Origin of the sequence: Chloracidobacterium sp. D, assembly GCF_018304685.1 — a bacterium.
Classification (GTDB): Bacteria; Acidobacteriota; Blastocatellia; order Chloracidobacteriales; family Chloracidobacteriaceae; genus Chloracidobacterium; species Chloracidobacterium thermophilum.
In genome coordinates this window covers 2,193,863-2,214,333 of sequence record NZ_CP072634.1, presented here as the reverse complement: position 1 = coordinate 2,214,333, position 20,471 = coordinate 2,193,863, and the positions used below count along the sequence as shown (strand labels likewise).

Genomic DNA, 20,471 nt, shown 5'->3' with positions numbered 1-20,471 from the left:
ATGGTTGGCCGCACCGGCTGCCGACGGGTGTGTGACCGTCCCTGGACGGCCGTGGCATGGGATCAAATGTGCGAAATGTCACGCTGGTGAAACGAAATGCCCCTCGTGCTTTGCTATAGTGACGGCGTGTGTGGCGGGATGCCGGCCTGGGTGTCCTCTGCGCCTGGCAACTTCGGGATGAACAGGGAAAGGGAGCGTCATGGAAGTTCGTACGTTGGGTGTATTGACCGGTGGTGGGGATGCCCCCGGACTCAATGCCGCGCTGCGTGCCGTTGTCCGTCGCGCCATGCAGTACGGGATACGGGTGCTGGGCATTCATCAGGGATGGAACGGTCTCATTCACGGGCGGGTTGAGCCGCTGACCCGGTATTCCATTTCGGGCATCCTGCCCCGGGGCGGGACGATTCTCGGCACGTCGCGGGTTAATCCCCTGGAAACTGACGAGGTCGCCGAACGGATACGTGCCAACTGGCGCAAGTACGAACTCGATGCGCTGGTGGTTATCGGCGGCGAAGGCACCCTCAGCGCTGCGCTGGAGATGCACCGCCGGTATGGGTATCCGATTGTTGGCGTACCAAAGACGATTGACAACGATCTGTGCGGGACGGACATGACCTTCGGTTTCGATACAGCGCTGTCCGTGGCGACCGAGGCCATTGACCGGCTGCACACCACGGCGGAATCCCACGACCGCGTCATGGTAGTTGAAGTCATGGGACGCCATGCCGGATGGATTGCGGCCGGGGCCGGGATTGCTGGCGGCGCCGACATCATCCTCGTCCCGGAGCATCCGTTTCGGATCAGCGAGGTGTGCCAGATTCTCAATCACCGGAAGTCGCTGGGGCGGTTTTTTTCCATCATCGTTGTGGCCGAGGATGCCCATCCGCATCCCGACGAGGACTTTCTCACGCCCGAAGAAAAGGAACGTGTCTTTCAGCACACCCGCCTGGGAGGCATCGGGCACCTGCTGGCGCGGAAGATTGAGGAACTGACAGGCATCGAAACGCGGGTGACGGTGCTGGGCTACACGCAGCGTGGCGGTGTGCCGACGGCTTATGACCGTTTGCTGGCAACCCGGTTGGGTGTCAAGGCCGTGGACATGGTGCGCGCCAGCGAGTTTGGCTGTATGGCGGCGCTTCAGGGCATGCGTATGGTTTCCGTGCCGATTGAACAGGCCGTTTCCTGCATCAAACGTCTGGATGATGAACTGTATGAGACAGCACGTGTCTTCTTCGGGTAAACTTCGTGCCTGATCTGTAGATGCAGCCGGGTGGTCGGGCGTCGCGCCCGTGCCATCCGTGAGCACGATGTTTTCAGGCGAGGCCCCGACGACCGATGAAACGCTGCCCAACCTGTGGGACCGAGTACCCGGACAATGCCCAGTTTTGTCCACACGATGGCGCAACTCTGGTTTCAGTGACGGCTGCCCCGGATGATCCCTTCATTGGGCAGGTGTTGGCCGGGCGGTATGAAGTCCTGTCCAAACTGGGCGAAGGTGGCATGGGGAGTGTCTATGCGGCGCGCCACCGCACCCTGGGGCGGGTTGATGCCGTGAAAGTCCTGCGCCCGGAGGCGGCCGATGCCGACGCCGGACGCCGTTTTTTGCGGGAGGCCAAGCTGGCGGCCAGCATCAACCATCCGAACGCCGTCGTCATCCACGATTTTGGACAGACGGAATCCGGCGTGACGTTCCTGGCGATGGAATACATCCAGGGACAGTCGCTGACGAAGCTGCTGCAGCGGGAAGGACCTCTTCCGCTGGCGCGGGTGGTGAACATCATCCGCCAGGTGGCTTCGGCTCTGGATGCGGCCCATCACTTGGGCGTCATTCACCGTGATCTCAAGCCCGACAACATCATGGTCATGGAAGGCGACCGGGTGAAGGTCGTGGACTTTGGGATTGCCAAGGCCGTTGGCGGACAGGAAAGCGTTGTGCCGATGACCCAAGTCGGCTTTGTGGTCGGGACGCCGCACTACATGTCGCCCGAGCAGGTGATGGGCAGCCCGCTGGACGCCCGTTCGGATGTGTATTCTCTGGCGCTTGTCGCCTACGAAATGCTGACCGGCGCCCGGGCCTTTGCCGGGGATTCGATGCAGGCCCAGATGGTCGCCCGGCTGTCGGAGCCGCCCCGTCCAATGTCTGTTGCAGCGCCACACGTGGCTGTTCCGGCCGCTATTGAGGGAGTTGTGAGGCAGGCGTTGGCACGGTTGCCGGCGGACCGACCGGCTTCGGCCGGGGCTTTTGCCGCACAGCTCGAAAAAGCTTTGGTAGTGATGGAGAGCACCCAGCCGGTGACCTCTCCGCCGCCGGGGAGTGTGCCCACCCAGTATCAGGGGGCGACGGTTTCCACTGCCGGTGGCTCAGCGCCGGCCACGGCACAGCCACCACAGCCGGCTCCCCACGAGGGATTCCGTCCGCCGGGTATGCCCGGTGTGTCGCCGGTTTCGTCGGGCACGGTTGTGCAACCCAACCCATCCCCGCCGCCGATGGCGGCCATCCCTCTGTCTCCGACACTCCCCACACCCGCGGCCCGCCCACCCCTCACCACCCCGTCTGGTGCAGCGAGAACCAATTTCTGGCTTATTGGCGGACTCGTGGCCGGGGTGGGAATCGTGCTGCTCGCCCTTGTGGTTGGCGTCGGTCTGTATGTCTTTTACGTGAGAACCGACCCAGGGCCGGTTCCTGTTGAAAAGGATGTAGCGGCCATCCTGCAGCAGTCACGTTCGTTGCGCGAAGTCAGCAACTACGAGTCGGCGCTGCGCCTGGTGGATGAGGCGCTGGCGGCCAATCCGACTTCGCCCCAACTGCGCATCGAAAAGGCGGAAATCCTGTTCGAGCAGGAACGCTTCGTGGAGTCGGAAGACATCGTCTATGCCGTGCTGCGCTCCCACCCGAATTACGGGCCGGCTTACCAAAACCTGGGCGTGCTGCAATACCGCCAGGGAAAAGTGGCCGAGGCCATTGCCAATCAGAAGCGTTGCCTGGAACTTGATCCCGAACCGGAATATGCCTGCTACGCCCACGGCAACCTGGCGCAGATCTATGCCGAACAATACTTTTCCAACAAACGCAAGTTTGCGGCGCGGTCAAACGAAGCTGAAATGGAAGCACGGTGGGCGTTATCCACGGCAACCCGGAAAAGTCTGGAAGTCTCACCCCGGCTCGTCCTGGCCGAGTTGTTCATTGATCGTCAGCAGTATGCCCTGGCGCGTGAGCAGCTTGAAAAGCTGATGCAGGACAACGCGATCAAGACCGACCGGGAACGTGGGATGGTCTATGCTCAACTGGCCGTCGTCGCCTTCTTTGAAAAGAAATATGCGGAAGCCGCCGAAGCCGCCGAACGCGCTACTCAGCTTGACCCCCAGAACAAGGACTATCAAAAACTGGCGCGGGCGCTTCGCCAGTACCGGCGCTAGGGTTCTGTCGGGGCAACATTTCTGAAACTGCCAACCTTTCGGACGCAACAACGCCGGCCCGGCTCCGATAACCTGAGCGAATACGACATCATAACGACTTCCCCCTGGTCAAGCTCCAGGTGGTCTTGCCGAGGAACCTGCCCCTATGACGAACCGGATTCAATCCCAGCGGCCAGCTTCGCTCACCCCAGCGGTACAACCGAAGGTCTCCACCCCGCGCAAACCGCCAGCAACACCAGTCACTGCGGCCGCCACGCCGGCCAACACGACCCGCTTGGGCGAACTTCAGACCGCCGGTGCACTTCGCAAGGGACAAATCCTGGCGGCCTCGGCCGCGACGGCGACGCCCACCCGGATTTTCCCAACCGGGCCTATCACTGGCGCGCGCCCCAACCCGGCTGCGCCACCACGGGTGTCACCCCTGTCCGCGGATAGCCACCTCAACGGCGCAGCCTTTCGGGTGACGGCGCCGGGCGTCAATCCCAACGCTGGGCCGCCGGTCATTGTCGTCAACGGCATCAGCACCCCCTTTGCAGGCGCAACGAGCCTTGCTCAGGAAATGTCCCGGATGACTGGGCGACCGGTCGAGATGGTCTATAACAACTCCGACCCAGCCGTGGCCGCCGGGGTGTCTCTGGCACACCACACCCGCCAGGCGCGGGCGCGCGCCGAAGCTGACTACAACAACCTGCCGCTGGCAGTACGGGTGGCCATGAACATCATCAGCCCTGCCAACCGGGAAGCCTTCATCCTCGGTCGGACGACACGGTATCTGGCAGAAGCCACGGTCAATCCGGCGACGGCCGACTGGGTCAAACGGAATGCGCTCCAGAACCCACCAGCGGCCCAGACGCAGGCAAATATGATCTTGTCGCAGCTTGCCAACTATCCGAACGAACCGGTGCGCGTCATTGGCTACAGCCAGGGGGCTGCCATCAGCGCCGAGGCGCTCCGCATGGTCGAACAGGAACTTGTGCGGCGGCATGGTTCTGCTACGGCCAACCAGATGCTTGCCCGCGTGCAGGTCATGACGCTGGGTGGCGCAGCCAACGCGAATGACTTTCCGGCGGCTGTCAACGTCACTTCCATCGCCCACCGGAGCGACATCGTCAGCCAGTACTTCGGTGCCAACCGCGATGCCTTTGGGCGCGGGAATGTGATCGACTTCTTCAACTTCGTCCGGGATGGGTTTGGCATTCCCCAGCACCTGAACTACTTTGGCCCGAACGGCAATCCTGAAGTTGCACGCCGGATGCAGGACTGGATACAGAATCCGGCCGCAGTGGATCGCAACGTCATCCTGCCTGATTATCGCGGCTAGTCCCGGCATCCGAAGACGCCTGGGTGCAGAAGAGCAAGCGGGGTGGCTTCAATCGAAGCCACCCCGCGTTGTGTCATGGTGTAAGGTGATTCCCGGCCAAGGCTCACGATGCCGTCGCCGCTTTCGTCGCGGGACGTGGACGCTCGCTGTAAAAGCCTTCGTACTTGGCGATGATGCCCATCATGATTTCGTCCGCGCCGCCGCCAATCGGAAACAGCCGCGAATCACGGAAGTAACGTGCCAGTGGGTATTCTTCGGTGTAACCCATGCCGCCGTGGAACTGGAGGCAGACATCGGCGACGAGGCGGACAAGCTGCCCGCCCTTGAGCTTGGCCATCGAGGCTTCGCGGGTCATATCCTGTCCGGCAATGAGCTTTTCCGTGCAGTAGTAGCAAAGCTGGCGCAGACATTCGATTTCCGTGACAACCTCGGCCAGGCGGAACTGGATGTACTGGTTGTCAATGAGCGGCTTGCCGAAGGTCTTGCGGGTTTTGAGGTAGTTCTTCGTCAGGTTGACAATGCGTTCAGCGCCGGAGTAGCACGTCACAGCGGCAATGAGGCGCTCTTTCTGGAACTGCTGCATCTGGAGTTTGAACCCCTGCCCTTCCTCACCGATGCGGAAGGATTTGGGAACCCGGACGCCTTCAAAGGCCAGTTCGGCTGTATCCGAAGACCAGTTGCCCAGTTTTTCAATCTTGCGGCTGACGATAAAACCCGGCGTGTCGGTCGGCACCATGATGAGCGACATACCCTCATACGATTCACCGGGTGAGGTTCGCGCCAGGAGGCAAACCCAGTCCGCCTGGGTGCCGTTGGTAATCCACATCTTGTTGCCGGTAATCACGTAGTGGTCGCCGTCGGATTCTGCGCGGGTGCGGATGCGGGCGACATCCGAGCCAGCATCAGGTTCGGAGACCGCAATGGCGCCCAACTGCGTGCCGCGAATGGCAGGTTCCAGGAAGCGCTTTTTGAGTTCGTGGGAGCCAAACTCAGCCAGCGCCGGCGTACACATGTCCGTATGCACGGTGATGCCCATTGGTACGCCGCCGCAGGGAATCCGGCCGAGTTCTTCGGCCCGGATGACGTTGTACCAGTAGTCCAGACCGAGGCCGCCATACTCAGGTGGATAGTTCACGCCCAGAAAATCGAGGTCGCCCATTTTCTTGAGTACCTCATGGGCGGGCCATATCCCGTCCTTTTCCCACTGGTCAACGTACGGGTTGATTTCCTTTTCAATGAAGTCGCGGAGCGTCTTGCGGAAAAGCTGGTGTTCTTCGGTGAATTGCATCGGGGCTGCCTCCTTGCCGTAGGTTTGAGACGTTGGCCGGACAAAGCTTGTCGCTGCCAGCCGGCCTGAAATCGCGCAGGTTTACGAGTGCGGGGGCTATGAGGTTGGCGCCGGGGGAATCGTGAAATCTGCGGGAACAACGATGCCGTAGCGCGTGACCAGCTCATCGAGCTTGGCTTCGACCTTGCGTTGCCGGAGCTTCTCGGTGATTTCGCGCTTGAGCGGCTCGTCAATGGTTTTGGTGCGTTTATCCAGCAGCTTGATGATGTGATAGCCGAACTGGGTCTTGACGGGGGTGGTTGAGAAAGACCCTATTTGGAGCGCCTTCACGCCTTCAAAGAAAGGCTGCACCATCATGCCTTCGCGGAAGTAGCCCAGATCGCCGCCCTGTTTTTTCGAGCCGGGATCATCGGATTGCTGTTCGGCCAACTTGGCGAAATCAGCACCGGCCTGAAGCTCTTTGATGAGTTTTTCGGCTTTTACCAAGGCTTCTTCCTCAGTGAGGGGCTTTTTCGAGGTTGGCTTGCCGTCAGGTCCCGTGGGCGGTTGCAGAGTGGAGATCAGAATGTGGCTGGCTTTGTATTCCTCAAATTCCTCTGGATGCGCTTTGTAGTAGGCTTCGATTTCCTCATCCGTGGGATTGGCGGCTTCCTGGAGCTTGGTGATGATGTCGTTGCCAACGATCTGGGCCTGCACGAGGCGCAGTTGAAGCTGGAACGTCGGTGTCTTGTTGATGCCGGCTGCCTCACCACGCATCCGGGCCACCTGGAACTCACCGTACTTTTCCTTCAGCTCATCCATTTTGGGCGCCTGGCGGTACTGTGGGTTCTGCGCCAGGAAATCTTCAAAGGCCGTGGGTTTTTCCCGGTAAAAGGCAGCAACGTCTTGTGGGGTGATGGGTTTTTCCTGAGCTTCGGGGCGGCGTTTCCACAGTTCACCGACAATTTGCGCGTAGGCAATGTCAAGCTGGCTCTTGATTTCGGGCTTCTGGAACAGTCCACGCTGCTCGGCTTCCGCCACGATGGCCAGGGAGCGGGCAATCTGCTGGCGGAAGAGTTCCTTGCCTTTGGGATCGGAGCGCAGTCCTTCCAGGTTGGCGTCTGGAAGCTGGGCCAGAAAGGCATTGATGTCTTCGGTCGTAAGATTGAGGGAAGGCTGGGGTTTGGTCAGGTAGTTCTGGGCAACCAGTGCACCGGTGGCCAGAAAGCACACGACGGTAAAGATGATGAGTGATTTTTTCATAAAACGATGTCATTCCTCAGCCAGGCCGGTTGGTTGGCAGCGGCAGTCGCTGCGCCAACCCCGGCCAGGCCAGCTAAACTGTATGGGTGGCGGCCGATGAAGTTTCTTCCGTGGAAGATAGTGATTGTGGCTGCTTTTGGGACAGTTCGACCAGTACCCCACCCGTGCCTTTGGGATGGACAAAGGCCACGAGACACCCTTCGGCCCCAACCCGTGGCTTGTCGTCAATGAGCGGGATACCCTGCGCCTTGAGGCGGCTCAGGACAGCTTCCAGGTCATCCACGCCAAGGCAGATGTGGTGGATGCCGCCGCCGCGCTTGGCCAGAAACTTCCCGACGGGCGTATCGGAACCTGTCGGCTCCAGAAGTTCCAGGCGGCTTTCACCGACCGGAAGCATCGCCACTTTGACACCCTGTTCGGCGACGACTTCGGTGTGGGTCAGTTCCAGTCCCAGCGCCGTACGGTAGAAAGCCAGCGCCTGCTCGATGGATTCGACGGCAATGCCAAGATGGTCAATCTTCATGGGGATTTCCTTGGGGCCAACAACTGTGGACAAAGGTGATGCTGGAGCAGCGGGCCGTGTTCAGCACCGGCTGGTGATGTGGGCGGCCGCGCAGTTTTCGTGTCAGTCGCCCATGTTGCACGGAGCCGCCCACAAATGCTAGTGCCTCGTGCCTGTTACAACTGGCCCACGCCGCAAAAGGCTTTGGCTTTGCAGCATACCCCGCCAGCCCAGCGCTCAGCATCAGCGGGCAGCGCGGAGCGCCGTCCGCTATCTACCGTTGTTGGGCTAAATCGTGACGAACAACTATCACGTTTGAGACGGTCGAATAGCGCTCGCCTTTCCAATCGAACTCAATCCGTTGCCCGGGACTGTTTCCACAGCTATTCAAGTAATCGTTGATCTTTTTCTCCATAAGGTGCTTTGCCCGTTTCAGTTTCCACGAATCGAAGTAGTTCCGCTGATCAACAAGTAGAAGGAACAGCCTATTCGACGCATCAAACCGACGTTCTCCTTGATTCTCGTAGAGCCAGCGAATGACGTCCGTTGGGTCTTGTTCGATCTCGTCGACCAGTTCATTACGAAAATTCTGAAGCTCCGCGACCAGTTCCTTGCACGTACTGGATGGGTGATCCGATACTTTGGTCCACAGGTCTTGGAGTAAGGCGGCATCAGCCAAATCAGCGGCGATGGGGATGCCGTTCTCCCGTGCCGCTTGTTTCAACAGCGTTAGTTCCGGCCGTTGTCTTGCAACCTTGCGCTTCCGGGAGAGGTAGCCTTCAGGTAAATATGTTACCTTCAAATCGAACGGTGTATCGTGGACGAAGAAATCAATCTTCTTCACCAATCCCACTGCAGGCAGCACATTTTCATGAACTTTGAAGATGTCTTCGATGATGATAGATGTCCAATGGTTATACCAAGAGCAGATCACATAGCTCCGCATACTCGTGAGCAGCTCGTTCTCAATGTGCTGACAAAGAACCTTATAGTTAGTGATTTTCTTCACGTAATTATCTACGATCGTCTTTTCCAGACTGTTCTGGTGAAGGCCGCCCCAATTAAACTCCTGAACCCGGTAAAGCTGGTTTACCAGCTCCGCTTCGTTGGCAAGACGTCGCTCGCGCTCTTCGCGGTAGATTTCTCGGATACACGTCTCAATCGTGGCAACACTGATTTCAGCGCTGAATGCGTCAGCAAAAAGTTGGCGTGAGCCGATGTTCGGTCGTTCTATGCCTGCCGATTTGAAGAGGCGTTCGAGGTACTCGGGGCGGCTCATGGAGCGCAGCTTTAGAAAACGCCGGCCATCAGGATCAGCAACGAGCTGGTTCAACTTGTCTTGACGGAACAGAGCGTCAGCTTGTTCGAAAGTCAGCGGTATCATTACTCTTTTGGTGTGGGCAGAGTAAACATCCATCCGGGAATATCGGCGAGTGGGTAAGCCGCGTTCACTGTACGGGCAAACACCAGCCCGTAGTCCGTACGTAATGCTCCTTCCCGGTTATCCTGTACGACCGATGCTGCTGAATAGATCAGCGGGAAGCAACCGCAATACGCTATGTCTGCCTCATTTGCTCTGACCACAAAGTTGTTCAGAAACTTCCAGCTTTCCTTGGTGCGTGCGTTGAAGAACAACACAAGGAACCCGCTGCTACTCAGCTTGTGACTCACAATTTCCAGAAACTGCGACATCGCCTGATTGTAGCCGTGCAGTGTTTTTGCGCGTTCCTTGGCATTTGACACCACGATTTCTAATTCAAATGACGGTTCTTCGCCGAGGATCACGTTCCAGATTTCTGACAGTTCAAGATATGGAATTCGGTCACTGTGCGGTGGATCGGTTATGAGCAAGTCAACCGATTTGTCAGGAATCTGTGGGAGCAATGCCAGACAGTCTCCCGCCAGCAGCGCATAGTCAGTATAACCAGTGCAGACTGCCGAAAGCGTGCCTTCCTTGGCTGAGACGCGAGCCGATTCGGACTCAGCGACCGCCTTGATGAGCTTCTGTACCCGGCGCTCGAAGCAATTCCAGACATTGACCTCAAAATGCTGCTCTGGCCGCCAATAGCCAATGACCCACGAGCCAACCTCCATTCGACTACTGCTTGCGCCAGTAGTTTTGCCTCGGCTAGTGATGGCAAAGACCATCTTGCTCATCTGACCGATGGCCGCTGTAAGTGAAAGTCGCATCGGTTCTTGCATCACCTCTGGCAGGTCATCAATTACCGCCAACAGCAACTCGATGTTGCGAAGCGCTCGGCCCGTGAACAGGTCTTTTAGTGTAAGTGAAGGGGATGAATTGATGCGGGAGTTTGTGAAGAATCGTGGCTCCCGCAAGCGTTGCGGCTGATATGCTGCAAAGCACTCCGAGAGAGCCAAATCATGCTTGTCAGGTGGTAGCTCTACTCGACCTCTCTTCTCTCCGCTCGTTAGCCACACCATTTCCATGGTACCATTACGCCAGATGTAGTGCGTGGCTGTCTTCTTTCGCGCCGTTGTGTAAGTCTCGATTATTGCATCCCTGACATGCGAAGCAACTCGTGCAAAGGCTTCTTTTATGACATTTACCGAGGGGGGCGAGACAAGCAGCCGCGCAATTCTGACAGCTACAGGATTGATATCCACTCCTATAAAGCGGCGTTTCAACTGAAGTGCTTCTACTGCTGAAACGCCTGATCCCAGAAAGGGATCGACCACTAGTCCGTGTTTAGGGGAAACATTCTGAATGAGATAACGCACTGGTTCAGAGGGTTTCTTCCCCCAGTATTTGTGAAAAGCGTAAAGGCCGCGATATGCTGACGGACGTGCAAGCGTTTTTGCCGTGCCACGATCCGTAAAAAAATCAGCGAACATAGAAAAGGCTAGCTGCATACTAGGTATCCTTCGCGTATCGTCCACAGGTAAAGCATGTATGGACTTCGTCTGCCCAACCCAGGCTTCCATGGGTACCTGGATATCTGACACTAGGAGCGGAACAGAATTTCCTCCCGATTGAAAAGTGCCGTGCACGCGGCAATGGCCAGCGCAGCATAGAGTGCGGACGAAAGCAGGGTCAGCCCGAAGAATCCGACGGTCAGTGAGCCGGCCAGGGATTGCTTGATGGCCAGAGCACAGTTGAGCAGCGGAATGAGACTCATCCCCAGCGGGTTTTCATCCCCGACGAACAACGACACCATGGCCGGCAGAATGACAACCATGACGAAAGGTAGCGAATAGGACTGGGCTTCCTTCTGATTGCGCGCAAAGGCCGAAAGGATCATCAACAGCGACGAGGTCAACAGGGTGAGTGGTAGCGTCACCAGCGTCATGACAGCAACAGCCGTGTAGGAAATGGCAATTTTGCCCTGTGTAAGCTGCGCAAAGTAACTCAACCCGATGGCAAACGAGCCAACCAGTCCAATGATGGTAAACAGGGCCGAGGCAAAACTGACCGTCATGATGGTCAGGGTCTTGCCCAGAATGATCTCCGTACGGGTCGCCGGTGACACCAGCAGCGTTTCCATCGTCCCACGCTCTTTTTCACCGGCGCCCAGGTCAAAAGCGCTCGTCATTCCGCCAAAAGCCGCCGTCAGGACGATGAGGTAAGGCAGCAGCGCCCCCAGAATGAGACCGCCGATGTTTTTGTCCGAAGCGACACTGCGTTTGGTCAGGGTGGTCGGCGTCACGAGCGACGGGTCCAGGTTGAGCCGCTTCAGACGTTCGCCGGTCGTCGCGCGGTTGAACTCCTCCAGCGCGTCCTGCACCCGCCGCATGGCCGCGATGGATTTTTCGTTGGAGGGGTCGAAGACAAGTTCGAGCGCCAGCGTCTGGTTGTTGGCCAATGCCTGTTCAGCCTCCGGTGGGGCAATGAGCGCCGCCCGTGCCTTGCGCTGGGCAATCAGGGCATCGGCCTCCTGGGCAGCTTCAACCAGCAGCAGTGAAATTGAAGGCGTCCGCGCCAAGGCTTCCTGGAGCATTGCAGGTGCCCCCACAACCGCAATCGTCAGGACTTCCGCCCTTTCTTCCGCTGCCTTCCGGTTAGCAAAGTAGCCAATGACCACCAGCAGCAGCGGCGTGATGAGCAGCGGTGAGATGAAAACGCCAAACAGCACCCGCTTGTCGCGCAGGGTTTCACGCATTTCCTTCTCGTAGATGAACCAGAGGCGTCGCCATACGGGACGCGACTGCGGCCGGGGGGCCACATCCGGGGGACGGGAGACAGCAGGCAGGTCGTTGGGCATGGTGCGTTTTTTTACGGTTCGTTCGCCGGGCCGGGTTTCGTCCGGGCGGCTGCGGAGGGTTCACATGTCCGGCTGGTCAGGCGCAACCAGCCGCAAAAACACCTCTTCCAGAAACGTGGCCCCGGTTTGTTGCCGCAGTTCCGCCAACGTGCCCGTGGCCACGAGCCGCCCGGCGTGAACAATCCCGATGCGGTCGCAGAGCCGTTCGGCTTCGCTCATGACGTGGGTCGAGAAAATGACTGTGCGCCCTTCATCCCGGCAGCGCCGGATGAAACCGACAATTGTCCGTGAGGTCATCACGTCGAGGCCGGTCGTCGGTTCGTCGAAAATCATGACGGACGGTTCGTGAATGATCGAGCGGGCAATCGAGGTGCGCTGTTTCTGCCCGGTCGAGAGGGTGTCACAGCGCGCCTTGGCAAAGTCGTGCATATCCAGCGTGGTGAAAATCTCGTCAATGCGCCGGCGCAGGGTCGTTTCGTCAAGGCCGTGGAGGCGTCCGAAGTATTCGACCATTTCACGGACGGTCAGGCGGCCGTACAGCGCCGTCGTCGTCGAAAGAAAACCGATGTTGGCGCGGACGTTTTCCGGTTCGAGCCGCACATCGAAACCAGCTACATAGGCCGTGCCGTCGGTGGGTTGTAGCAGCGTGCCGAGCATACGCAGCGTCGTGGTTTTCCCGGCGCCGTTGGCGCCCAGAAGTCCGAAAATCTCTCCGGGCTTGACCGTGAAACTGATGCCATCCACGGCACGCACTTCGCCACGCCTGCGGTCACGATACACCTTGACGAGCTGCTCGGCGACAATCATGCGGCGCAGTGTGCCGGAAGCCGCCGCCTTTGGCCAAGCTACCGGGGACAGCCCTGCACTCATGGCGCTGGTGGCTGGACATGGCGCACGCCATGGTCAAACATGGCGGGTTGGCAAATGGCGCAAATCACTGGAGAACACAGGCATGACATATTTTCGATGGTCGGCGTCCCGGCTGGCGCTCCTTGGCGCGGCCTTTCTGGTTGCGGCGACACTGACCCCTTCTGTGTCGCGTGTGGCTGCGAACGGCCAGACGGCAGACAAGTCCACAAAGCGACTCACCCTGGAAGCCCTGTTCGATCCCGTCCAGCGGGTGAATTTTTCCGGCAATCTGCCGCGTCTCGTCTGGTTGCCCGACGGGAAGCAGTACCTATCCTTTGAGGTCAATGCCCAGACGCGCCAGTACGAAGTGGTGCAGGTCGAGGCGCTGACCGGCAAACGGACACCCTTCCACGACCCGGCGCGGATGCAGTCCGCCCTGGAAGCCGCCGGCATGGCGGCGGATGACAGTCGCACGGCAGCTACACTCCGGGGAGCCATTTTCGATACCGCTTTCCGCCGTGTGCTGCTCAGTGCCGACAACGACCTGTATCTCTACGACTTCACGACTGACCGCGCCCAGCGGCTCACCACGTCACCTGGCGAAGCCGAAGAGGAATATGACTTCAGTCCCGACGGCCGGCGCGTCAGTTTTGTACGGGACAACGATCTGTATCTGCTTGACCTGACCGCCACGCCGCCGGCCGAACGCCGGCTGACACAGGACGGCTCAAGCAGTGTGTTCAACGGCATCCTCGACTGGGTGTATGAAGAAGAAGTCTATGGGCGTGGGAAGCGCCGGGGCTACTGGTGGAATGCGACGGGGACGTTGCTGGCCTACCTGCGGTTGGATGATACGGCGGTGCCCGTCCACGTCCTGACCGATGACGTACCCTTTCGGCAGCGCGTGGAGCGGACGCACTACCCACAGGCCGGTGATCCGAACCCGCTGGTGTCGCTGCACATAGCCACCTGTGAGGGTGAAACCGCCGAAGTCAGCTTGCAGGCGTATCCGGCCGATGATCGGATCGTCACCCGCGTCGGATGGCATCCTCAGCAGCCCAACACGCTGTTGTTCGAGGTGCAGAACCGACGCCAGACACGGCTTGATCTCAACACAACGACGGTACTGATGCTGGAAAGCATGCCGCCACTGCCACGCCCGGCGGCGCCGGAGCGGCTGCTGCGGGAAGAGAGTGCGACGGCGTGGGTGGAAGTGGTCGAGCTACCCACTTTTCTCCCGGATGGGTCGTTTCTTTGGCAGAGCGATCAGACCGGCTTTCGGCATCTCTACCACCACGCGGCGGATGGGAAACGCCTGCGGGCGGTGACACAGGGTGAGTGGGATGTGCGTGAGGTGTATGGCGTCGCCAACGGGCAGGTGTATTTTGCCGCCGCCGCACACTCGCCGATTGCCAATCACCTGTACCGCATCAAACTGGACGGCACGGGGCTGACCCGCCTGAGCCAGACCGAAGGAACCCATGCGGCGGAGTTCAACGCGACGTGTACGGCGTACTTCGATGTGTCGAGCACGGCCACAACGCCGCCGCAAATCACACTCCACCAGTCCGACGGCAAGCTGGTGCGCATCATCGCCGATAACGCCGAGGCGCGGGCGCTGGCCGCCGAGTACGGCCTGGCGCGTCCTGACTTTCAGCAGGTCAAAACCCGCGATGGCTTCGTAATGGAAGCCATGCTGCTGCGTCCGCCGGATTTCGATCCGCAGAAGAAATATCCGGTCTGGTGCTATGCCTACAGCGGCCCGGGGGCGCAGTCGGTCGTGGACCGGTGGGGCGGCCAGCGCATGCTCTGGCATCAGTTGCTGGCGCAGCGGGGCTATCTGGTCTGGGTGTGTGACAACCGTTCGGCCAGCGGCAAGGGGATGCGGTCAATGGCGCCGGTTTACGGACGGCTTGGTGAACTGGAGTTGCGTGACCTGGAAGATGGAGTGGCCTATTTGAAGACGCTGCCCTACGTGGACGGCAACCGGATTGGTCTGTGGGGGTGGAGCTACGGGGGCTACATCACCGCCTACGCCCTTACGCACAGCACGGTGTTCAGGTGCGGCATTGCCGGTGCGCCGGTCACGGATTGGCGCAACTACGACTCAATCTACACGGAACGCTACATGAAGCTGCCGCAGGACAACCCGGAAGGCTACGAACGAAGTTCCGTCGTGGCTGCCGCCCGGCAACTCCACGGGCCGTTGCTGCTCGTTCACGGGCTGATGGATGACAATGTGCATCCGCGCAACTCCGTGCAGCTCATCGATGCCCTGCACAAAGCCGACCGTCCCTTTGAGTTCCTGCCCTATCCGCAATCCCGCCACGGGGTGGTCACGCCCTACCGGGTCAAACACCTCTACGGGCGCATGCTGGCCTTCATTGAAAAACACCTGTAAGCGCCGGATGTGGATGGCGGAGAGAACCAGGGGCAAGGGCCGCCACTTCAGGCCGTTTGCTGAAGCCGCAGTTGCCGTTGGCGGTCGAGAACGGCATAGGTTGCGGCTTCGCCAGCGGCGATGACGGCATCGAGTCCGCGACCGACGGGCAGCATCCCGACGAGTGGAATGGCCGGTGAAATCAGGATGTCGGCTGCGTCCAGCGCCTGCCGGTAGTGATGGGGAAAAAACCGGCGGACGGTCGGCGTCGTCGGCTCGACACCGACGGCGCGCAGGACGGAAGAAATCCCAAGGACATCCGAAGCGATGACATAAGTGGCGCCCATGTCACGGACCGGTTCCGCCGGAAGCGGACAGGCAATGCCGCCGTCGAGCAGGGAAAGCCCGTCGCGCTGGACCGGCCGGCGTACACCCGGCAGCGCGCAACTGGCGCTGATGGCGCTCGGCAGGTCGCCTTCCCGCAGGATGACCAGCCGCCGCGAGGGCCACTCGCCGGCAATGGCCACGAAGGGATACCGCAGCTCGGCAAAGGTGGCTGGCAGGTGTTGCGCGCAGAAACGTTCCAGGTTTTTGCCGTCAAAGAGTTCCGGCCAGAAAATGGAAGCAGCGATGGCGCGCATTTCACGCCAGTTCATGCCGGCGGCCAGCATCGCGCCGACGATGCTGCCAGCGCTGGTTCCAGCGATGAAGTCCGGTTTGAGACCGTAGGCCTCGAGCGCCTTGATGACGCCAATGTGGGCCAGTCCGCGCGGGCCGCCACCGCTCAGGGCCAGTCCAAGGCGGGCGGATGAAAGCAGGTCTGCCATGGGTGTCACGGAAGCCGCCCGGCTTCTGATGCAGGCGGCAACTGGAGGGGATGGGTTCGTCCATCGCCAGGGGGAAGACGAGTGTAGCGGCCGGGGCTGAAATGGCCTAGTCCGGTTGGGAGGGGAGTGGCGAGTGGGGAGTAGCGAGTAGCGAGTGGCGAGTGGTAAATGGGAAAGCAGGAGAAGCCAGGGGCGGCAAAAGCTCTCCGGCACGCCATGCATCGCCGTGCGCGCTATCGCCACTAACCATTCGCTATTCTCCCCCCATTCACCACTCGCCACTCACCACTCGCTACTCGCCCCCACTCGCCACTCGCTACTCACCGCTCGCCACTCGCTACTCACCACTCGCCACCTGACGGTTGGCATCGCGCTTGACGTGTACTCTGCTGGTCGCTATGCTCAACGCTTTCCTTTGTGGGAGCCTGGCCCCCGACTGTCTGCCGGATGTCACCCCATAAAACGCGGGAAAATGGGGTGCGGGAGGATGACCGATGTTTGAGGCGCTTTCGGAAAAGCTGAAAAAGACGCTCAAGACGCTTCGTGGCGAGAGCAAACTCACGGAAGCGCATATCAACGCCGCCATGACAGACATCCGCATTGCTTTGCTTGAAGCGGATGTCAACTATGGGGTGGTCAAGCAGTTTGTCGAGCGGGTCAGGGAAAAAGCCCTGGGTCAGGAGGTCTGGCAAGCCCTTTCGCCGGCACAGCAGGTTGTCAAGATTGTTTTCGACGAAATGGTGGAGTTGCTGGGCGGCGGCGATACGTCAGAGTTGGCGTTCACTTCCCAGACGCCGAATGTCATCCTGATGGTCGGGCTGCAGGGGTCAGGCAAGACGACTTCCACCGGCAAGCTGGCGCGCTTTCTGGCACAGCAACGCAAACGCCATCCGCTGCTGGTTTCTGTGGACGTGTATCGCCCGGCGGCGCGCGATCAGTTGTCCGTCATCGGCAAGGCGATTGGCATTCCGGTCTATGAAGACCCCACGACCGATGATCCTTTCAAGCTGGCACGGGCGGCGTACCGGGAAGCCCAACTGCGCGGCTTCGATACGCTGCTGGTGGATACCGCCGGCCGGCTGCACATTGACGACGAGTTGATGGTGGAACTTGCCCAGCTCAAGGCCGAACTCCATCCCGTCGAGACGCTTTTTGTGGCCGATGCCATGATCGGGCAGGACGCCGTACGCAGTGCCACCGAGTTTCACGAGCGCATCGGGCTGACCGGCGTCATCCTGTCGAAAATGGACGGCGATGCACGCGGCGGGGCGGCGCTCTCCATTCGGAGCATGACGGGCCAGCCCATCAAATTCGTCGGGGTAGGCGAAAAGTACGACGCTCTCGAACCCTTTTATCCTGACCGCATTGCACAGCGCATCCTGGGCATGGGCGATGTTCTGTCGCTCATCGAGAAGGTGCAGCAGGAGGTGGACGAAGCCGAGGCGCTGCGCCTTCAGCAGCGGATGCTGGAAAACCGCTTCACGCTGGAAGATTACCGCGCCCAGTTGCGCCAGGTCGGCAAGCTCGGTTCGCTCGACAAACTGCTGGGGATGCTGCCTGATGGATTGCTACCGGGGCTGAACCTGCGGCTGACGCCCCAGCAAACCCAGATGATGCAGCGGAAACTCAAGGAAACAGAAGCCATCATCAACTCGATGACGAAGCAGGAGCGGGAAGACCATACCCTGCTGGCAGCCAGCGCTTCCCGGCGGCGGCGCGTGGCCAGAGGAAGCGGGACTTCGGTACGTCAGGTCGAGGAACTGCTCAAGGAATTTTCCATCATGCGCCGTATGATGCAGCAGATGACACGCGGCGGGCTTTTCGGGGGACTGGGCGGACTGTTCGGAGGTGGTTTGGGCGGCGGGCTGGGGGGGATGCTCCCGGCCGGTCCACGTGGTGGTGGCATGTTTGGCGGCGGTTTCGGGGGCGGCAAGCGGAGCAAGCAGCATACGCCCCCGAAAAAGAAAAAGAAGCGGAAATGATGTTGGTGCTGTGGCGGCTGCGGCTGCCAGCGCGTGTTGGGAAATAAACTTTTTTCAAGACTGTTGGGAGGAAATCAGCCGTGCTTTCGATACGCTTGACGCGCCGTGGTACGCATCGGCGGCCCTTTTATCGAATCGTCGTGGCCGAAAAACGCTCGAAGCGGGATGGCGGTTTTATCGAAGCCCTTGGCTATCGTGATCCACTGACCGACCCTGAAAAGCTGGTGATCAACCTGGAGCGGGTGGATTACTGGCTCAAGTGCGGCGCACAGCCGTCGGATACTGTCCGGGCCCTGATTGCGCGGGCGCGGCGGGAAGCAGAAGCGGCCGTGCCGAAGGCTTCCGCCTGAACCGGTGGTGGTTGATTCGCACCGGTAGCGCCAACGCCGGTAGCGCCAACGTCGGATGGTCGGTTGCCTGGTGAGGAGCGGTCGTGGCAGACGTGGTTCGTTTGGTGGAGCATCTGGCACGTGCCCTGGTGGATGACCCCGAAGCCGTGTCGGCCTCGGCTGAAATGCACGGCCACACGTTGGTGGTCCGGCTGACCGCAGCTCCGCCGGACATCGGCAAGGTCATTGGCCGCCAGGGACGTACTGTTACAGCTATCCGTACCCTGCTGACCGCCGTCGAAGGAACATCCGCCCGCCGGGTGGTGTTGGAGGTCGTCGAATGAGTGTGTTGGCTGACCCGCGCGAAGAACTCGTGACGATTGCCGCTATCCGCCGCCCCCGTGGCCTGCGGGGGGAAGTCGTGGCTACGTCGCTGAGCGACTACCCCGAACGGTTTGCGCCTGGCGTCCCAGTGTGGCTGCGCCCACCACGTGGGACTGCACGGGCTGCCGTGATTGAACGGGCCTGGTTTCACAAAGGGAACGTTATTCTGAAGTTCGTCGGTCTGGACCACATCAACGCCGTCGAGTCGCTGGCCGGGCATCAGGTTTGTGTACCGCTCTCAGCGCGGGTCATCCCGCCGCCCGATGAGTTCTTTCAGGATGATCTCATCGGCTGCCGGGTGGAACTGGAAAGCGGGGAAGTCGTTGGGACGGTCGTGGATGTGGCCCCGTATGGCGGGGGAACGCTGGTAGTGGAACGGATACACCCCGACGGACGCCGCCAGGAATGTCTCGTGCCGTTTGTGCGTGCCATCTGCACCAGCGTGGATGTGGTTGCCAAGTGGATTCGGATTTCACCCCCGGAAGGGCTGCTGGATTGAGAGGCAGCCGGGTAGCTGAGAACGCCGGCGGCTGATGGGGACCAGACCCACACGGCCGGAGGGAGTGCGAGCGACATCATGCGGTTCGATGTTCTGACGATATTTCCGGCGTTTTTTGAAGGGTTTCTGGCCTATGGCATTGTCCGGCGCGCCTGCCAGCGTCGCCAGGTCGAAATTGGCATCCACAACCTGCGCGACTGGACCTATGATCGCCACCAGGTCGTGGATGATCGTCCCTATGGCGGCGAAGATGGCATGGTGCTCAAGCCGGAGCCGATTTTTCGGGCAGTCGAAGCCCTGACCCACCGCCAGTCCAACCCATCGGTCGTCCTGCTGACGCCCCAGGGACGCCGCTTTGACCAGTCCATGGCACAGCACCTGAGCCGGCAATCCCAAGTTGTTCTGATTTGTGGGCGCTACGAAGGGGTGGATGAACGGGTCGCGGAACACCTGGCCACCGAAGAGATTTCCATTGGCGACTACGTTTTGAGCGGAGGCGAGCCGGCCGCGATGGTTGTGATGGATGCCGTTATCCGCCTGCTGCCGGACGTTTTGGGCAACCCGACCTCAGCCCAGAAGGAATCCTTCCAGACCGGACGCCTTGATTATCCGGTCTATACACGCCCGCCCGTCTATCGCGGACACGCCGTGCCGGCCGAACTGCTGACCGGCAACCATGCCGAAATCGAACTCTGGCGGCGGCGGGCCGCCCTGCGCAAAACGCTGCGCTATCGCCCGGATTTACTGACCGACCAAACGCGGCTGGATGAGATTGACCGCCGCTTGCTGACAGAGCTGTTGCACCCGTCGCCGCCAGCCGGTCAGCCCCTGACATGCCATTCATCATCATAGTGCGAGAGGAACGGAAGCCATGATCAAGCCAGAACTCCAGGCTATCGAGCAGTCTTATTTGCGGGAGCATCCCGATTTCATTCCCGGCGATACTGTGCGCGTCCACGTCAAGATCAAGGAAGGTGAGAAAGAGCGGATTCAGGTATTTGAAGGCATTGTCATTGCCCGCAAGCACGGAGGCGTCCGGGAGACCTTCACCGTGCGCAAGATCAGCTTTGGTGTCGGGGTGGAGCGCATCTTTCCGCTGCATTCGCCGAGCATTGACAAAATCGAAGTCGTGCGGCGCGGGCGCGTGCGGCGGGCCAAGCTGTACTACCTGCGCAAGCTGCGTGGCAAGGCGGCGCGCATCCGCGAACTGGACACCCGGCAGCTCAACAAG

Annotated in this window: 17 protein-coding genes and 1 pseudogene; 10 read left to right on the top strand and 8 right to left on the bottom strand. The window is 60.1% G+C overall.

Annotated elements, in window-relative coordinates; translation table 11 throughout:
* Positions 1 to 199 precede the first annotated feature (199 nt).
* The 3 genes from J8C01_RS09330 to J8C01_RS09320 all read left to right on the top strand — a co-directional run bounded on the left by J8C01_RS09330 (position 200) and on the right by J8C01_RS09320 (position 4,738).
* Positions 200 to 1,240: a 6-phosphofructokinase gene (locus tag J8C01_RS09330; protein ID WP_014100375.1), complete on the top strand. Its 1,041-nt coding sequence runs from the start codon at positions 200 to 202 to the stop codon at positions 1,238 to 1,240.
* Positions 1,241 to 1,335: 95 nt separating this feature from the next.
* Complete coding sequence (locus tag J8C01_RS09325) at positions 1,336 to 3,417, top strand: protein kinase domain-containing protein (RefSeq protein WP_211431729.1); 2,082 nt, start codon at positions 1,336 to 1,338, stop codon at positions 3,415 to 3,417.
* Positions 3,418 to 3,562: 145 nt separating this feature from the next.
* Complete coding sequence (locus tag J8C01_RS09320; protein ID WP_211431728.1) at positions 3,563 to 4,738, top strand: lipase family protein; 1,176 nt, start codon at positions 3,563 to 3,565, stop codon at positions 4,736 to 4,738.
* Positions 4,739 to 4,841: 103 nt separating this feature from the next.
* On the opposite strand, the gene J8C01_RS09315 is transcribed toward J8C01_RS09320, so the two are convergent.
* The 7 genes from J8C01_RS09315 to J8C01_RS09285 all read right to left on the bottom strand — a co-directional run bounded on the left by J8C01_RS09315 (position 4,842) and on the right by J8C01_RS09285 (position 12,860).
* A complete protein-coding gene (locus J8C01_RS09315; RefSeq protein ID WP_211431727.1) occupies positions 4,842 to 6,026 on the bottom strand; it encodes an acyl-CoA dehydrogenase family protein in 1,185 nt (394 codons plus the stop codon).
* 96 nt (positions 6,027 to 6,122) lie between these two features.
* A complete protein-coding gene (locus J8C01_RS09310; RefSeq protein ID WP_211431726.1) occupies positions 6,123 to 7,268 on the bottom strand; it encodes a peptidylprolyl isomerase in 1,146 nt (381 codons plus the stop codon).
* Positions 7,269 to 7,341: 73 nt separating this feature from the next.
* The gene (gene mce, locus J8C01_RS09305; RefSeq protein ID WP_014100370.1) at positions 7,342 to 7,791 is read right to left on the bottom strand and encodes a methylmalonyl-CoA epimerase; all 450 of its coding nucleotides are present in this window, start codon (positions 7,789 to 7,791) and stop codon (positions 7,342 to 7,344) included.
* 253 nt (positions 7,792 to 8,044) lie between these two features.
* On the bottom strand, positions 8,045 to 9,154 hold the full coding sequence (locus J8C01_RS09300) for a hypothetical protein (RefSeq protein WP_211431725.1): 1,110 nt from the start codon (positions 9,152 to 9,154) through the stop codon (positions 8,045 to 8,047).
* On the bottom strand, positions 9,154 to 10,641 hold the full coding sequence (locus J8C01_RS09295) for a DNA methyltransferase (RefSeq protein ID WP_187288366.1): 1,488 nt from the start codon (positions 10,639 to 10,641) through the stop codon (positions 9,154 to 9,156). The genes J8C01_RS09300 and J8C01_RS09295 overlap by 1 nt, the downstream gene beginning before the upstream one ends.
* Before the next feature lie 92 nt (positions 10,642 to 10,733).
* Positions 10,734 to 11,990, bottom strand: a complete 1,257-nt coding sequence (locus J8C01_RS09290) for an ABC transporter permease (RefSeq protein WP_211431724.1) — start codon at positions 11,988 to 11,990, stop codon at positions 10,734 to 10,736.
* 60 nt (positions 11,991 to 12,050) lie between these two features.
* Complete coding sequence (locus J8C01_RS09285; RefSeq protein WP_371821093.1) at positions 12,051 to 12,860, bottom strand: ABC transporter ATP-binding protein; 810 nt, start codon at positions 12,858 to 12,860, stop codon at positions 12,051 to 12,053.
* Between the two features lie 82 nt (positions 12,861 to 12,942).
* Between J8C01_RS09285 and J8C01_RS09280 the strand changes: the two genes are divergently transcribed.
* Positions 12,943 to 15,240, top strand: coding sequence for a S9 family peptidase (locus J8C01_RS09280; RefSeq protein ID WP_211431723.1), 2,298 nt, complete (start codon positions 12,943 to 12,945; stop codon positions 15,238 to 15,240).
* A 47-nt stretch (positions 15,241 to 15,287) separates the two neighbouring features.
* Here the strand turns inward: J8C01_RS09280 and J8C01_RS09275 are convergent, their stop codons facing one another.
* Positions 15,288 to 16,046: a patatin-like phospholipase family protein gene (locus J8C01_RS09275; protein ID WP_211431722.1), complete on the bottom strand. Its 759-nt coding sequence runs from the start codon at positions 16,044 to 16,046 to the stop codon at positions 15,288 to 15,290.
* 494 nt (positions 16,047 to 16,540) lie between these two features.
* Between J8C01_RS09275 and ffh the strand changes: the two genes are divergently transcribed.
* The 6 genes and pseudogenes from ffh to rplS form a co-directional block, all read left to right on the top strand.
* On the top strand, positions 16,541 to 18,028 hold the full coding sequence (gene ffh, locus J8C01_RS09270) for a signal recognition particle protein (RefSeq protein ID WP_211431721.1): 1,488 nt from the start codon (positions 16,541 to 16,543) through the stop codon (positions 18,026 to 18,028).
* 80 nt (positions 18,029 to 18,108) lie between these two features.
* Complete coding sequence (rpsP, locus tag J8C01_RS09265; RefSeq protein ID WP_041569185.1) at positions 18,109 to 18,378, top strand: 30S ribosomal protein S16; 270 nt, start codon at positions 18,109 to 18,111, stop codon at positions 18,376 to 18,378.
* A gap of 83 nt (positions 18,379 to 18,461) precedes the next feature.
* Positions 18,462 to 18,701 carry a KH domain-containing protein gene (locus tag J8C01_RS09260; RefSeq protein ID WP_249355437.1) on the top strand — a complete coding sequence of 80 codons (240 nt, stop codon included), beginning with the start codon at positions 18,462 to 18,464 and terminating at the stop codon, positions 18,699 to 18,701.
* Positions 18,698 to 19,240 carry a ribosome maturation factor RimM gene (rimM, locus tag J8C01_RS09255; RefSeq protein WP_014100360.1) on the top strand — a complete coding sequence of 181 codons (543 nt, stop codon included), beginning with the start codon at positions 18,698 to 18,700 and terminating at the stop codon, positions 19,238 to 19,240. The genes J8C01_RS09260 and rimM overlap by 4 nt, the downstream gene beginning before the upstream one ends.
* A 78-nt stretch (positions 19,241 to 19,318) precedes the next feature.
* Positions 19,319 to 20,092: a tRNA (guanosine(37)-N1)-methyltransferase TrmD gene (gene trmD / locus J8C01_RS09250; protein ID WP_014100359.1), complete on the top strand. Its 774-nt coding sequence runs from the start codon at positions 19,319 to 19,321 to the stop codon at positions 20,090 to 20,092.
* Between the two features lie 19 nt (positions 20,093 to 20,111).
* Positions 20,112 to 20,447: pseudogene (gene rplS, locus J8C01_RS09245) on the top strand (50S ribosomal protein L19); the annotation flags it as partial.
* Positions 20,448 to 20,471: the final 24 nt, after the last annotated feature.

What these genes read in the sequence shown, in the direction of transcription:
- J8C01_RS09330 (WP_014100375.1), top strand. Translation starts at nt 200, where the DNA reads ATGGAAGTTCGTACGTTGGGTGTATTGACCGGTGGTGGGGATGCCCCC.
- J8C01_RS09325 (WP_211431729.1), top strand. Translation starts at nt 1,336, where the DNA reads ATGAAACGCTGCCCAACCTGTGGGACCGAGTACCCGGACAATGCCCAG.
- J8C01_RS09320 (WP_211431728.1), top strand. Translation starts at nt 3,563, where the DNA reads ATGACGAACCGGATTCAATCCCAGCGGCCAGCTTCGCTCACCCCAGCG.
- J8C01_RS09315 (WP_211431727.1), bottom strand. Translation starts at nt 6,026, where the DNA reads ATGCAATTCACCGAAGAACACCAGCTTTTCCGCAAGACGCTCCGCGAC.
- J8C01_RS09310 (WP_211431726.1), bottom strand. Translation starts at nt 7,268, where the DNA reads ATGAAAAAATCACTCATCATCTTTACCGTCGTGTGCTTTCTGGCCACC.
- mce (WP_014100370.1), bottom strand. Translation starts at nt 7,791, where the DNA reads ATGAAGATTGACCATCTTGGCATTGCCGTCGAATCCATCGAGCAGGCG.
- J8C01_RS09300 (WP_211431725.1), bottom strand. Translation starts at nt 9,154, where the DNA reads ATGATACCGCTGACTTTCGAACAAGCTGACGCTCTGTTCCGTCAAGAC.
- J8C01_RS09295 (WP_187288366.1), bottom strand. Translation starts at nt 10,641, where the DNA reads ATGCAGCTAGCCTTTTCTATGTTCGCTGATTTTTTTACGGATCGTGGC.
- J8C01_RS09290 (WP_211431724.1), bottom strand. Translation starts at nt 11,990, where the DNA reads ATGCCCAACGACCTGCCTGCTGTCTCCCGTCCCCCGGATGTGGCCCCC.
- J8C01_RS09285 (WP_371821093.1), bottom strand. Translation starts at nt 12,860, where the DNA reads ATGAGTGCAGGGCTGTCCCCGGTAGCTTGGCCAAAGGCGGCGGCTTCC.
- J8C01_RS09280 (WP_211431723.1), top strand. Translation starts at nt 12,943, where the DNA reads ATGACATATTTTCGATGGTCGGCGTCCCGGCTGGCGCTCCTTGGCGCG.
- J8C01_RS09275 (WP_211431722.1), bottom strand. Translation starts at nt 16,046, where the DNA reads ATGGCAGACCTGCTTTCATCCGCCCGCCTTGGACTGGCCCTGAGCGGT.
- ffh (WP_211431721.1), top strand. Translation starts at nt 16,541, where the DNA reads ATGTTTGAGGCGCTTTCGGAAAAGCTGAAAAAGACGCTCAAGACGCTT.
- rimM (WP_014100360.1), top strand. Translation starts at nt 18,698, where the DNA reads ATGAGTGTGTTGGCTGACCCGCGCGAAGAACTCGTGACGATTGCCGCT.
- trmD (WP_014100359.1), top strand. Translation starts at nt 19,319, where the DNA reads ATGCGGTTCGATGTTCTGACGATATTTCCGGCGTTTTTTGAAGGGTTT.